Here is a 13,922-nt window from a genome sequence, read left to right as displayed (position 1 = left end):
CCGTCTTTATCCATGATCGAAAAACTGGAAAACCCAATACATTATATCTTAAACCTGTTCAACAAGATCTACTGATTTATCACGATTGGCTCGTCCAACAAAACATCAATTCAGACTGGTTATTCCCATCTACCGCTCACCCCGATCGGCATATTACTGAAAAACAGTTTTATAAAGTAATGGCGCGTGTGGGTGATCTATTAGGTATTAATTATCTAGGGACCCACACCATGCGTAAAACAGGTGCTTATCGGGTTTATACGCAGTCTAATTACAACATTGGTTTAGTCATGCACTTATTGAATCATTCTAGCGAGGCCATGACTTTGACTTATCTTGGTTTAGATCAAGCGAGTCGGGAAACCATGTTAGATCAGATTGATTTTGGCTAATGTTTAGTTATGGTAGTTATATTAATTACACATCGTTGATCGTAACTTCTGGCGTATCATTATTTATTTCGTTTATGATTTTACTTGTGAAAGCAGCTTTTTTTATTGAAGTCAATTAAGGAATATCCTTATAAGAGCAAATAGCACCGAAGTGTTCTTTATACAATATATGATTAAAAGCGTTAGAATAAATTATCAAAAAGATGAAGAATAAATACCATAACTTACCTATGGGTAGCTTGACACAAAGTGCAAAAGTTATAATTGGTGAAAAGTAATGGAATTAAACATTATGCTTTCTATTCTGATAAAACACATGATGATACGAAATAAAAAAGACCTCAGTTGAGGTCTTTTTTATTTTTTTGGAACATTTCCCTCAAAATATACAAAAATGAAAGCTAATTTTTGATATCAGATACACATAACCGCTTGGAAAAACTATTATTCAATACATAATTCTTTCTAAAAATTATTAGATTAAAATGAAATATATTGTTTTTCGTTTAGTATTGTCTGTTACTTAAATGGTCCAGCATGATCAATTACTTGTTTTTCTATATTATACCCATTTAACGTATTGTAATGATATGGCAAATTAAAATCAGATGGATTTGCGTTACTCTGAGCGTTAGTACCAGTTACTTGATTGTACACATTATTACGCTCAAGGAACTTATATGCATCGCCTTTCTTATCCAACCCAACCAAGTGACTATTATTAGTCCTATAGAAGTAGTTATTTTCCGATAGAATATAACTACCGCTACCTATTTGTAGGGCATTGTATTGTTGCTGAGAAAAACCAGCATGATTGTTACCAGTTGGTTGGCTACTGTTATCGAAATAGTTATTATAGGCATGAACGTATCCTCTCAATAGTGGCCTCCCCTTAATGTTAGGGCCAAACCAATTATCATGTAGAGTGACATGCATCTTGTGCCCTCCTTGTACATAGGAATCGCTTCCGTTTGCTCCGACAACCATAGTTAAGCGTTCAGTGGCTAAATCATGCCAATCACCAATCCAGTTCCAGTTAGGATTTGGATTCATATTTAACCATTCATTCGAGAACCAAAAGTGATTATTTGATATAGTGACGTTATCAGACTGCAAACTTACAGAAAACAAGTCATCACTCATGTCATGGAAGTCATTATTATAAATCCAAGCATTGTTAATCCTTCTTAAAGATACTCCTTCATAATTAACTCCTGATCCACCTGGTTGGATATCATTTCCTGTTAACTTTTGAAGATCAGATATATTACCTTTAAAAGCAATGTTTTTCACGACAATATTAGAAATATTCTGATTTGCTGGCAACATTTCACCATCAAACTTTAATTGGATATTTACTAGAGTTGGACCTGTACCAGCCTGGCCTTCAATTGTTGTGTTGTCCCATTTTTTATCAGCAAACGTAAAAGTTACCGGCTTATTTCCACCATATATATTTCCAGAAATAATAATATGATGTTGATTACTATTAAAGGCATTTTTCAACTGATCCAAATTTTTGACGATTACTGCATTTTGATTTGATCCAGTAGCATTTGAAAAACCACCTGTTTGAGTGTCTGCAGATACTACACCATTCCCCATAAAAAAAACACTAGATAAAAATAGTAGTGTCTTCGTAAATTTAGCTATGCCCATGTTTTTCCCCTTAATATACGGTTTGTATTTGAAAAGATTATAACACATCGTATTATCATGTAATAAGCTTACAAAGCTAATATTACATTAAATAACTTACTACACTCTATTTTTTACTTTGTTAAAACTCAATAATTAATATGGTATTCTAGTTGGTCTATTTTTGAGTCTATGCTGAAGTTGTAAATTAAATATCGCAATGTAGTTTTCTCTACAATTTTCTAAACAGCAAAAGGGGGACTTGTTTAATGTGGACAGTTATTGCAGTAGTTATAATAGCTTTTGGGCATCCTGTTAAATCTGCGATGGCGCCAGATACAGCCCTTGCTTCTATTCCTGGATCTATTTTAGTAACAGGTCAAGCTAACTTACCAGTTAGTCAAGGAATTGCAATAGCTATTACAATAGTCGTGGCGGTTCAATTAGTCCTTTAAAAAATCGTTTAGACAGACAATAAGCAATGTCTGTCTAAACGATTTTTTCTATGGTTGTTAGGTGGTTAAGCTGACACCAGCTTGCCCCACGCGGGTAGCGTTCTGCATGACATGCTCTCACTGAAGGTGATCCTGCAATGATAAATTGCCCCGTCATGGCGTGGCCCGCCGGAGGTTTTTCTAGCCGGATAATAGGCGCCGAAAAATAGCAGTTCCCCCAGAAGGAAGGGGGAACGCTACTGTCATCGCTTGTCGATGACGCGCCTCGCAGAGCCTGTCCAAAATATCATTTTGGTATAACAGGCTATACCAGATTTTTAACGGTGTTATACTGGTCTCGGAAAACCTTTTTCGAGGAGGTAATTTTTATGGCGCATTTAAAGAAAAATACCCGTGGTGCAGTGCCTGGTTTAGCCGTTCATTTTGAACGTAAAACTGACCATCACACCAACAAAGAGATTGATGTGGCGAAAACATACCGCAATCAAGATCTCATGACGGATGGTTCAGATATGCTATCACGCTTCAATGAGCGGTTAAATGAGGTTTATTTCATGAAAAGAGACGATGTGAAGGCGTTAGCGACTTGGATCGTCACTTTACCTGAAGAGTTATCAGAAGCGCCCTATGAGCAACAGAACGCGTTTTTTGAAGCCACCAAACAATTTCTAGATGATCGTTATGGGCAAGAAAATGCTGTGGCCGCCGTGGTGCACTATGATGAAACAACACCTCATTTGCACTATGCCTTTGTACCAGTCGTTTTTGATGCTAAAAAAGAGAGGTATAAGGTTTCTGCTAAAGAAGTCCTCACACGGCATGACTTACAAACGTTCCATGATGAGTTGGATCAGAATTTAAAGGCTGTCCTGCCCTTTTATGAACAAGGGGTTTTAAATCATAAAACCTTACCGTTTGAGAATGTCGCTGAAATCAAAAAATACAATGATCAATTTAAAGCCTTAAAAGAGGAACTAGCCAATGTCGAAGAAAATATCAGTGCTAAAAAAGCCTTACTCAAAGTTACGAATCAAGCGCTAACTGAAGTTGAATTAGCTGAAAAACAAATTGATGACTTTAAACAAGCTCTATCTAAAAATTTATTTGGAAAGACCGTCCTTAAACCAGATGATTTAGATCGCTTTAAAAGCGTGTTAGCCAATATGAAAAAAGCCACCTTGCAAAGCCAACGTGATGTAGCAGATAGTAATCAAGCCTTGTTAAAAACCAAAGCCCAATTAGCTGAGGTGCAAGCTGACTATCAACAGCTGAAGGATACTCATCAAGCACTTCAACAGCGAGTGAGAGAAAAGCAACAGATGGACTATGCGATGCGGGATATGCTTAAAAATGATTATGGCGTTGAAAAGATACCCCATAGCGATGTTGAAGCACGCTATGTCCTGTATAGGCTTGATCATGAACAACTGACCAAAAGTAAAAAAGAGGCCACGTCATGGTTAGCTAAGTTAAAGACTGCTCGAGAGAATCCAGATAGCAAAATTGCCTCTAGCAGATTAGACCGAGGTATTGAACAAGTTAAAGCATTAATTAATCGGATTATCGAATTAACACGGGATCTATTTAAAGGACCAAGCCTATAGATTTAAATCGTGCTATTAGCCTTTTTAAGCGTTTTAAACTAGTTGATTAATAAATACTCAACAAAGATATTAAACGCGCTCTATGAGCTTAATAAGTGGTGATAATGTTAAATCATTATTGAGACGTCATTTGAAAGATACAATCATCAAAAAGAGAACATCGCAGCTAGTCAATTCTGGTGCTGATGTTCTCTTTTGCTTTTTTTAGTGGGTTAATAAAAAGGCGCAGCCTATTATAAGTTTATCTTTTATATTTTAATCTTTTGTTCTTTTGCGTAGTTAGAAATACATTGTTATCAAGGGTTTACAAGATTATGTACCCACAAAATACTATGTATACACCCACAAAATACTATGTATACACCCACTTTTAATTTAAATAAGTGGGTGTATAGGATATAATAAAAAGCATAAAGAAAATCCTGTCTAGAAGTTTTTCTTTATACTTTTTCAGTAACACGCACAAAGGAGCGTATTTATATGTCTATTCTACCAGAAAATAACGTAAGGCAGGTGCAGAGCTTGAATGAACTGTCCAAACGAAAAGTGGTTGAACATAATAGTTTAATCACTTCGATTGCCAAAATGGATAAAACGCCACTAAAAATGTTTGAATTGGCAGTTTCTTTAATTGACACTGAAAATCCACCTAAGGATCATACGGTGTATTTATCAAAGCGAGAGTTATTTGCTTTTTTTAAGGTCAATGATAGCAACAAACATAGTCGTTTTAAAGAAGCCGTTGAAAAAATGCAGAAACAAGCTTTTTTTCAGATTAAAAAAGAACAAGATAAAGGCTTTAAATTTATTAGTATTGTACCAATCCCTTATGTTGAATGGACGGATTATAACGATGAAGTAAAAATTGAATTTCATCGTGAAATCATGCCTTACTTAATCAATCTTAAAAATAATTTTACACAACATGCATTGTCAGATATTGCAGAATTGAATAGTAAATATGCCGTTATTTTGTATCGTTGGTTATCGATGAATTACAATCAATACGAGCATTACAGCGTTAAAGGTGGACGGAGAGAGGAACAGGTTGAAAGTTACCGTAATCCTGAAATAAGTATGCGAGATTTACGTCAAATGACAGATACAATTGATGAATATAAACGATTTGATCATTTTGAAAAAAGAGTACTGAATGAACCATTGTCAGAAATTACTAGACACACAACGTTCAATGTAACTTACGAAAAGCTCAAAAAAGGGCGGAGTATTGATAGTATTGTCTTTCATATCACTAAAGCAGGTAGCAGATGATAGCAGTTACAAGTTAGATGATCCAGCTTATATTGACGGTAAGATAAGGCAAGAAGAAAGTGAAAATGAATTAGTTTTGCAGGCAATGGATAGTCCATATACAAAATTGCTGATGGAACAATTTTTATTATCATATCTGGACCTTATGGATAAAAAAATATTGGCAGGACTACAGAAAAATGTTTATCCACTCTATGACGAGGTAAAAGACTTACGTGGCCTAAACGGCGTTAAAGAGCATTTGGCATATATCAGAGATAAACAAGATGACTATTCAAAAAAGAACATTGCTAAGTATCTTAAAAAATCAATTGAACAGTATCTACCAATCATTAAAAGGCAGGATATAGATCATGAGTGAAAATTTAAAAACCATTCGAGAACTTGCTGAAGAGTTGGGAGTTTCAAAGCAAGCTATCCAATACCACATTAAGTATCTGACAAACAAAGATAGACAAACAAACGACAAAGGAATTGTTGTTTTGTCTATTGAAGAACAGCGCTTTATAAGGTCTAGGGTAGACAAACAGACAAATAAAAGAACAAACAAAAACCAGGCAAACGGTTTTGGCAATAAGAAAGAATGGAATGTTGATCAATATCTATTAAGTGAAATTGAGGACGTTAGGAAAAACAGAGATAAACAATTAGCTGTTAAAGATAAGCAGCTAGAAAATAAAGATTTGCAAATATCACAGTTACAAAATTTGCTAGATCAACAACAACGATTAGCCTTGCAAGACAAACAGCTGATAGAAGAATACAAAGCAGAAATTAAAGATTTGAAAGCCTTAGCGATTCCAAGTCATGAGGTTGAAAAATACGTGTCACCCCAAAGTGAAACAGAATCAGCAGAAGCACAAGCCAAACCTAAAAAGTGGTGGCAATTTAAAAAACGAGGACAAAAAAATGATTGATTCAAAAATTATGGAGACAACTAAGTCTATTTTGAAAAACTTTGGTAATACTTATTTTTCAGATAAAGGCACTCTAAAACGTAACAAAGTAATTGAAGATCTTGATGCTTATACCCCTATGCTAATGAAGGTTTTACTAGCCAACCAACTAATTCATGATACGTACACTGAGTCAATTGTTGTAGAGAATAAAAGTGTCGATATTTTTAAACTAAACCAATTTATTGAAATGTTCACGTATAAAGCATACTGGCAAGATAGTTATACGGTGTTAAGTTTTATGTTGCTGGTGATTCTAGAAATATCCGCAATATGATAAATTCACTTTGAAGTAAATGAATATTGTGGTTGTAATAAATAATGGGAGAATATCAATGAAGCTGGTAAAGTTTATCATCAAAAATTTCAGAGGCTATAAAGAACAGGAAGTTCAATTTACAGATTTCACAACATTTGTCGGTATAAATGACGCCGGTAAATCAACTATTCTGGAAGCATTAGATATATTTTTCAAAAATTCAAAGATTGAACGCAGTGATCGTCAAATTAATTCTACAGAAGATGTTGAATTAACAGCGTACTTCAGTGATTTACCAAGTAGTATAGTATTAGAAACGGTTCCAACTACATTTGATGAAGAATATTTAACATTGAAAGATAGCGATTCAAATGAATACTTTGTATTAAAACAAAAGTATTCGGGAGAAAGTCTAAGATTATCAGAATTCATAGTTTCAACCTTCCCAACAGATGAATCTGTAAAAGATATTCACACCTTAAAAATTAATGATTTAAAAAAATTTTTTCTGATATAATCCCTCATGTTGATAAAAGAGTATCAACTGAGATACGAAAAGCTGCTCTAAAAAGTGCGGCTGAATCTGGCAAATTAGATACAATTGAAATTAGCATAAATAATAAGGGAGCACTGAAAGATATATCAAGTGCTATCTATTCAAATTTACCTATATATCAATTGTTTAAAGCCGATAGAAGTAACAATGACGGAGATTCTGAAATACAAGATCCTATAAATGCAATCATTAAGGTGTCTTTGGCACAACAGCATATACAACGGCAACTGGAGTCCGTATCAAAAGATATCGAAAATTCAGTTAAAAATATAACAGACACTACTGTAAACATGTTACAAGATATGAATCCTTCTATAGCTAGCGATCTTGATGCTAATTTCAAAACACCCAACTGGAGTTCTGTATTCAAATTTAGTTTAGATACTAATTCTGGAATCCCTTTAAATAAAAGAGGTAGTGGTGTCAGAAGACTAATTTTATTAAATTTTTTCCGATCAGAGGCAAAAAGAAAGTTAGATGATGCTGAAAAAGAAAACGCGCATAATTTAGATATAATATATGCATTTGAAGAACCTGAAACTGCCCAGCATCCCAAATTTCAAAAAATGTTAATTGATTCTTTTAAAACTATAAGCGAATCCAAGCAGATTCAGGTATTTATAACCACACATAGTCCGTCAATTGCTCAAATAGTTCCCAAAGACGGTATACGTCTTATTAAAAAAGATAATAATGACATTAATATTTTATCCAATCAAGAGGCGATATCTGGCGTTATTGATCAATTAGGTATTTTGCCTAATATAAAACTATATCCAGATCAGATAGAATGTGCTGTATTTGTAGAGGGGCCTAGTGACATCGAGTTTTTTGAATATATTTATAATATGTTAAGTACGAAAAAAGATGTGGAAAAAGAAAAGACTATCTTTGTATCAGGAGGTGGAACGTCAATTGTTGATGCTGTCAATCTAAAGTTTGTTGGACAGTTGCGATTAAAGAAGAAAATAATGATTGTTGATGGCGATGATTCTGGTAAAAAAGATATTTCCAGGTTGGATGAAAATGATGATGTTACTACTATTCAATTACAACGATCAACAATTGAATTTTATTTGCCATACAATGATGTAAAACAAGCCTTCAGCAATAGACCTCAAATTCATTTTTCAACCACAGAAGAAGAGTGGACCAGTGGAGAGGATCAATACAAGTTAACAGGAAAACAAAAATCTATTATTAAAAAACTCGATTTATACAGTAAATTTAATTTTGAAAATCTACGACAAGATATTAAAATAGAATTGCTAGAAATAATCAGTACTATTGATAGAAATTAAAAGGGGTTGTTTGTAGAATGGTCCCTCTTATTTTAGAAAAAGAGAACGCTTTATTTGATGTATAATGGACTCAAATAAAGGAGTTGAGATTTATGCAAAATAGAAAAATTACAGCAAACAATAAAAGGTGTAGTGCAAAAAGTAATGTTTAAAAAAGGGGTATTTTTGAAAAAACGCAAACTTTTGATTCCGTTAGCAGTGTCCTTATTAGTAATTCTGTCTGGAGGCATATACATAGGATACCAATATGGTCCTAACTTTAACTTTTATCTGGTCCCTCCAACTCCTAAGAGGGACGCTATGTACGCTCTTAATAGAATATTATCTACAGGAATTTATTCAGAAAATCAAACTCAAAAAAACAAATTAAGAAAAATTAGCAACGAAATTTCAAAGAAAAACAACTATAAAGAGATTTATCCACTATTGGAGCAAGCTTTGCTAATTAAGGGTGGTAAACACTCTTCTTTGGTAACTCCTAAAGAAACTAAAAAAGATGTTTCACAATACAAAGAGCCAACTGTTAACGTTAAAAATAACATTTTATACGTTCATCTGCCTGAATTTGTTGGTTCGAAAGAACAAGCAAAAAAATATGCGACGACTGTTTATCATGGAATAACTAAACAAAAATATATCGGAGTTATTATTGACCTTAGTAATAATCGTGGCGGTGATATCGGACCAATGTTAGCTGGAATTTCACCAATTATACCTAATGGAAAATTATTTGAGACAATTAATGCAGATGATAAGTCTACAACTGTGACCTTCCAGGGGAGTGTTACTAATAACATGGGAACTAAGATTGATCTTGGTAAGGTTAAAAAAGTTACTAAGCTTCCTGTTGCAGTTATTTTAAATCGGTGGACTGCCAGCTCAGGTGAATTAACGATTTTAGCATTAAAAAACAATCTCAATGTTAAAACTTTTGGTAGTAACTCTGCAGGCTACACCAGTATTAATAATACTTACACCATGTATAATGGAACTCAATTAAACATAACTACTGACAAAATCAAAAAGAATAACGGTCAAGTGCTTTTTAATAAAAAGATTAAACCGGATATTATGACTGAGGAGCCGCTTGTTAAAGCTAAAGAATGGGTAGCAAATCATAATTAGTTTCTTTGCTATGACTTACAAGAACTATTAGATTCGATTTGTTACAAACTATTACTTCTACACAATAAAATTCCATAATTCAAGCTCCGCAAGGGTCCATTTTATACAATAGGCCCTTTGTTCATTTCTAAATCCATTCTTCAGAGTATTGTTACGCTCTGAAGAATGGATTTATTGGCAAATTAACCAAACTATCCAGTTGTGCAAGTAACATTTGCGTGACTAATGCTAGTAATTCTTGCTAGGATTGCCTTAGATCCTTGATTATGATTTAGGAGGAGTGAGATTTGAGCTTTAAAGACGATATCAAAACCTTGCGCAGGCAATCTAATTTAACCCAAGAAGCGTTAGCTCAACAATTGCATGTGACCCGCCAAACGGTTTCAACTTGGGAAACTGGCAAGAACATGCCAAATTTAGAGACCCTGCATGCGTTGAGTCAATTGTTTAATATCTCACTCGAAAAACTTCTATTTAACGAGGAGATTGCAATGAAAAAAGATAAAGAACCCTCTTTGGCCACCCAGATAGATCATGATGTTAAGCTTAAAAGTCGTTATCGTCGTTGGACTTTTGGTTTAGGTGGCTTGATCGTACTAGTACTGGTTAGTATTGGTATTTTATGTTTGGGATATTATAAAGGTATTGGGACGATTGATCGCTTTGATCCGTTTTTATCCTATAAAGTCGGGTATACTAAATTACCTAGTGAAAAGGAAATTTCGCCTAACAATAAGGCAACCAACGGTTACTGGACCGCTTGGTTCACTGATAATACAATGGGAAATGAATGGACAAAACTAACCTTAACGACGGGGCTTAATACTGGAGTCAAAGATCCTTATGTGATGGCTTATCATAAGGGCAGTTATGTTAAAGTTGCGCGTATCGTTCCTCGCACCTACATTAATCAGACTTATGTTAGCAATTTAGCAGCGCTAGATGCCTTGTTAAATAGTAAGGGAAATACAGCGACTAACAATCATGACCTCAAGAAGTATAAGACACAAATCCATATATCCGATACTGTCCAGCAGTTAGTGACTGAATAAGCCGACGTTTAAGTGTTTTAATTTGATAATCTATCCATAAAAAACAATTGTCACAATTACAAACGCTTATATTATCAGAAATCTATCAGATTAGCCAAGGTTACTTTGATAGATTTTTTGCGTTAAAATGGGGCTATAGCAACGATGCCAGAATGACTGGCTTGTTAATTTAGACTAATCAGCTTAAATTTTAGGAGGGATATGTATGGATACTAATCGTCTACCCAAACTTTTAAAGCAAAGAAGACAGTTAAGTGGCCTTACTCAAGCTGAGGTGGCTAATAAACTACATGTTTCACGGCAAGCTATTTCTAATTGGGAAACTGGTCGGCATCTGCCAGATCTGATATTAGTTAATCAACTGGCTAACATTTATGATAGCTCTGTAGATGAACTGATTAATGACGATAGCAAAGCTAAGCTTAGCAAAAGTCCGGTAGGTTATATTTTCTCACTACTGATGCTATCAATATTAGCGACTAGTCGGCTAATACTTGTTTCAAGTTCAAAAAACCTATTGATCATGGACGGATTAATTTTGCTAAGTGTGACCTTACTCAGCCTAACTAAAATCAAAAATCTTAAGGTACAACTTTCACTACAACTAATTACGCTTATAGTTTTGCTTGGTTGTACCTTTAAAACTAGTCTTTTAAATAGTTTTGGGTTTCAAACGGCCACATTTCTGACCAACATAATTCTATTATGCCAATTAGTTAGTACATATCACTACCAAAAGAAGGAGTAACCTAAAACACATGAAATTAAAAGTTTGGTGGCTAAGCAATCTTATTTGGCTAATCATCTTCAGTATATTAAGCTTTGTAATTTTTATTAGAAAAGTTGATGGAGCTGGAACAATTCAAACGCCAGCAACTAAATTAGCTGCTTTCATTGTGCTAGTAATTTTCTTTATTTTTATCGTCTTGACCCAACTTGTCTTACTGTTATTTGTTAAGCATAGAAAGTAAAAGTAAATTATAGGGTCTATAACTAACAAATAACCCCCGACATCTATAATGTAGATATTGGGGGTTGTTATTATTTTATTGCTATTAATAGCCCTCAAAAAGCGGGGCTAAACTGAATTGTTAATCGTTGATTAGTTGCCTGAGCGATCTCAGATAATACTTTAGTCGAAGCATTCATTGATCCATTTTCAATTCTAGCGATTGTTGATTGTGGTTTACCAATTAGACTAGCAAATGCTCGTTGACTCATACCCATATTTTCACGGAGATCACGAACTTTAACGGCTACCTCTAAGTTGATATTCTCTTGTTCCACGATCTTTGCAAAATCAGGATTATTTTTACTTCTTTCAGCAACGTATTCATCAATTTTACTCATTATTGGTCCTCCTTGTTAAAATACTGGCTGCGTCGATTCCGAGCAATCTTCTTTTCACTTTCCGGTGTTTTTTGCGTTTTTTTAGTGAACGCATTGGTGATTAAATACTGAGATCCTTGTACTTGGAAATAGATAGCTCTCTGAATATTTGAAGCCCTCTTAGAACGAATCTCATAGAGATTGTTTTCTAGTTTTTTAACCCATAATTGACGTTCTGCGATATTGAGACCGTTATTTTCAATATTTTGAATGGTCGCAATTAATTTGGCAGCGTCTTTATCAGGCAATTGATCCAAAAATTTTTTAAATTCATTCCAGTCATAATAGTCAAATTCTATTTTTTTCATATTCATATGATAGCCTATTAGCTATCAAAAAGCAAACAAATGTGTTATTACACAATCCCTTGGTACAAGCGGAAGTCTGAATTTCAGACTTCCGCTTGTACCAAGGGATTACGTCTCCAACAACGAGGTGATTTATATGCAACAAATTGTCCTACCAATCAAAGATTCAAATATTCTCAAAGAGGTGCAAGATACGTTACTCAATAATTTCAAAGCTGGTCAGCGTAACTATACTATTTTTCAGGTTGGGAAAGCTACGCTACTAAGAGTCAGTGACGTTATGTGCCTAAAACAAGCAGATATCTTTAATCTGGAAGGCTCCATTAAACAAAATGCGTTCATTCACGACCGAAAAACCGGCAAGCTTAATACCTTGTACCTTAGACCAGTTCAAACAGAGCTTTTATTGTATCGTCAATGGCTGCTTGATCATAAACTAGAATCTGAATGGCTCTTTCCGTCCATTCAACACCCAGAACGGCATATTACGGAAAAACAGTTCTATAAAATCATGAGCAAAGTCGGCGATCTTTTAAGTATTAATTACCTTGGCACCCACACAATGCGCAAGACGGGAGCTTATCGCGTTTATACGCAATCCAATTACAATATTGGCTTAGTCATGCACTTATTAAATCATTCAAGTGAAGCCATGCCTTTAGCTTATTTAGGCTTAGACCAAGCCAGTACCGAAACTATATTAGATCAAATTGATTTTGGTTAGTTTTATTTGGATTTTTAGTTGTTGCCGAAGGCAACTTCTGAGACAGATTTTAAGCACAAAACCTCCACTAATTTTTGGTGGAGTGTAAGTGCGCTTGTCAGAAAAAACGCTGACAGATGCCCAAGGAATTTTTTACTCGATCTGACACTAATTAGCCGCTAAAAAGACCCCCACGCTCGCTGGACAAATTTGGCAGAAGTGAAAGCCAAATTCATGCCTACCCCGTATCCTATTGCCACCGATCAATTGGAGCCTTCGGCAGACACAGGGGCAAGCCCCTGGACCCCTGCATGCTGACGCCTATTTAAACCATTTATTAAACAACATGTTGAACAGAATACCAATCAAGTCATTGCGGATAGCCTGCAAGGCTCTCTCTCTCGACACTCCACCAACTATCCCCTTAATGGGGCTAATTGGTGTGTTTCGTTGAGTGCATCTCGCAACGACTGATATTTCTATCACAGTAGATTATGTTCAAGCTACCCCTCACAACCCTTGTCCGTGCTTTGACGTTGTTTTATATCTGGTGGTGTCTATATTTATCTTGCTGACACCTAAAAACGCCTCTGAGAGCTTCTCAGGGCGTTTTTTTGATATACGGTAACTGTTTAACCCGATACACGGTACTGGGACTACTGACTTCGAACGATTACTCGTTCAGCTTGTCCGCATGCTATATTTCTTCATCACGGCGCAACCCGTGATCGAACACCTAACCGCTACCCATTGTATTGGACGGTTAACTATCTCTTCTCCACGTCTCTGTTTTTGCTGTCTGTGGAGCATACAGCAAGGCTTTTCACGTGCCGTCCTACTTTCCGTGTAGGCTTCTTTGTCCTGAGTGCGTTCTACTCTGTCGCCGTAACGTGGCGGGTTTCGAGTGCAAAA

15 protein-coding genes and 1 pseudogene are annotated in these 13,922 nt (G+C 35.1%); 13 read left to right on the top strand and 3 right to left on the bottom strand.

Features of this window, described 5'->3' with window-relative positions; genetic code table 11:
• Nucleotides 1-392, top strand: a 392-nt coding sequence (locus HF964_RS09380; protein WP_168722782.1) for a tyrosine-type recombinase/integrase, incomplete at its 5' end; no start/stop codon positions are given.
• 519 nt (nt 393-911) lie between these two features.
• Here HF964_RS09380 and HF964_RS09375 read toward each other — a convergent pair.
• Entirely contained in the window at nt 912-2,051 is a 1,140-nt protein-coding gene (locus HF964_RS09375) for a pectate lyase family protein (RefSeq protein WP_168722781.1), read from the bottom strand.
• A 248-nt stretch (nt 2,052-2,299) separates the two neighbouring features.
• Between HF964_RS09375 and HF964_RS09370 the strand changes: the two genes are divergently transcribed.
• The 11 genes and pseudogenes from HF964_RS09370 (at nt 2,300) to HF964_RS09320 (ending at nt 11,581) form a co-directional block, all read left to right on the top strand.
• A complete protein-coding gene (locus HF964_RS09370; protein ID WP_168722780.1) occupies nt 2,300-2,485 on the top strand; it encodes a hypothetical protein in 186 nt (61 codons plus the stop codon).
• 368 nt (nt 2,486-2,853) lie between these two features.
• Entirely contained in the window at nt 2,854-4,089 is a 1,236-nt protein-coding gene (gene mobV / locus HF964_RS09365) for a MobV family relaxase (RefSeq protein ID WP_168722779.1), read from the top strand.
• 480 nt (nt 4,090-4,569) lie between these two features.
• Nucleotides 4,570-5,722 (top strand): annotated as a pseudogene (locus HF964_RS09360) (RepB family plasmid replication initiator protein).
• Entirely contained in the window at nt 5,715-6,278 is a 564-nt protein-coding gene (locus tag HF964_RS09355) for a MarR family transcriptional regulator (protein WP_168722778.1), read from the top strand. Before HF964_RS09360 ends, HF964_RS09355 begins: the two are co-directional and overlap by 8 nt.
• Nucleotides 6,271-6,594 (top strand): site-specific DNA-methyltransferase, encoded by a 324-nt coding sequence (locus tag HF964_RS09350; RefSeq protein ID WP_246220277.1) that lies wholly within the window; start codon nt 6,271-6,273, stop codon nt 6,592-6,594. The genes HF964_RS09355 and HF964_RS09350 overlap by 8 nt, the downstream gene beginning before the upstream one ends.
• Before the next feature lie 58 nt (nt 6,595-6,652).
• Nucleotides 6,653-7,093: an AAA family ATPase gene (locus tag HF964_RS10030; RefSeq protein ID WP_168722777.1), complete on the top strand. Its 441-nt coding sequence runs from the start codon at nt 6,653-6,655 to the stop codon at nt 7,091-7,093.
• On the top strand, nt 7,078-8,433 hold the full coding sequence (locus HF964_RS09340; RefSeq protein WP_168722784.1) for an AAA family ATPase: 1,356 nt from the start codon (nt 7,078-7,080) through the stop codon (nt 8,431-8,433). The genes HF964_RS10030 and HF964_RS09340 overlap by 16 nt, the downstream gene beginning before the upstream one ends.
• A 132-nt stretch (nt 8,434-8,565) precedes the next feature.
• On the top strand, nt 8,566-9,558 hold the full coding sequence (locus HF964_RS09335; RefSeq protein WP_250786629.1) for a S41 family peptidase: 993 nt from the start codon (nt 8,566-8,568) through the stop codon (nt 9,556-9,558).
• A gap of 287 nt (nt 9,559-9,845) precedes the next feature.
• Complete coding sequence (locus HF964_RS09330) at nt 9,846-10,610, top strand: helix-turn-helix domain-containing protein (protein ID WP_168722776.1); 765 nt, start codon at nt 9,846-9,848, stop codon at nt 10,608-10,610.
• Between the two features lie 205 nt (nt 10,611-10,815).
• Entirely contained in the window at nt 10,816-11,358 is a 543-nt protein-coding gene (locus HF964_RS09325) for a helix-turn-helix transcriptional regulator (protein WP_168722775.1), read from the top strand.
• A gap of 10 nt (nt 11,359-11,368) precedes the next feature.
• Nucleotides 11,369-11,581 carry a DUF3923 family protein gene (locus HF964_RS09320; protein WP_168722774.1) on the top strand — a complete coding sequence of 71 codons (213 nt, stop codon included), beginning with the start codon at nt 11,369-11,371 and terminating at the stop codon, nt 11,579-11,581.
• 94 nt (nt 11,582-11,675) lie between these two features.
• Here the strand turns inward: HF964_RS09320 and HF964_RS09315 are convergent, their stop codons facing one another.
• Together HF964_RS09315 and HF964_RS09310 are read right to left on the bottom strand one after the other, a co-directional pair.
• On the bottom strand, nt 11,676-11,960 hold the full coding sequence (locus HF964_RS09315) for a helix-turn-helix domain-containing protein (RefSeq protein WP_062689292.1): 285 nt from the start codon (nt 11,958-11,960) through the stop codon (nt 11,676-11,678).
• Nucleotides 11,960-12,307 carry a type II toxin-antitoxin system RelE/ParE family toxin gene (locus HF964_RS09310; RefSeq protein ID WP_076650494.1) on the bottom strand — a complete coding sequence of 116 codons (348 nt, stop codon included), beginning with the start codon at nt 12,305-12,307 and terminating at the stop codon, nt 11,960-11,962. Before HF964_RS09310 ends, HF964_RS09315 begins: the two co-directional genes overlap by 1 nt.
• Before the next feature lie 136 nt (nt 12,308-12,443).
• Between HF964_RS09310 and HF964_RS09305 the strand changes: the two genes are divergently transcribed.
• Nucleotides 12,444-13,031 (top strand): site-specific integrase, encoded by a 588-nt coding sequence (locus HF964_RS09305; RefSeq protein ID WP_168722773.1) that lies wholly within the window; start codon nt 12,444-12,446, stop codon nt 13,029-13,031.
• Nucleotides 13,032-13,922 lie beyond the last annotated feature (891 nt).

This window comes from Periweissella fabalis (assembly GCF_012396505.1).
Taxonomy (GTDB): Bacteria; Bacillota; Bacilli; order Lactobacillales; family Lactobacillaceae; genus Periweissella; species Periweissella fabalis.
Note: the sequence above shows the minus strand (reverse complement) of the source record. Positions and strands in the feature narration are given on the sequence as shown.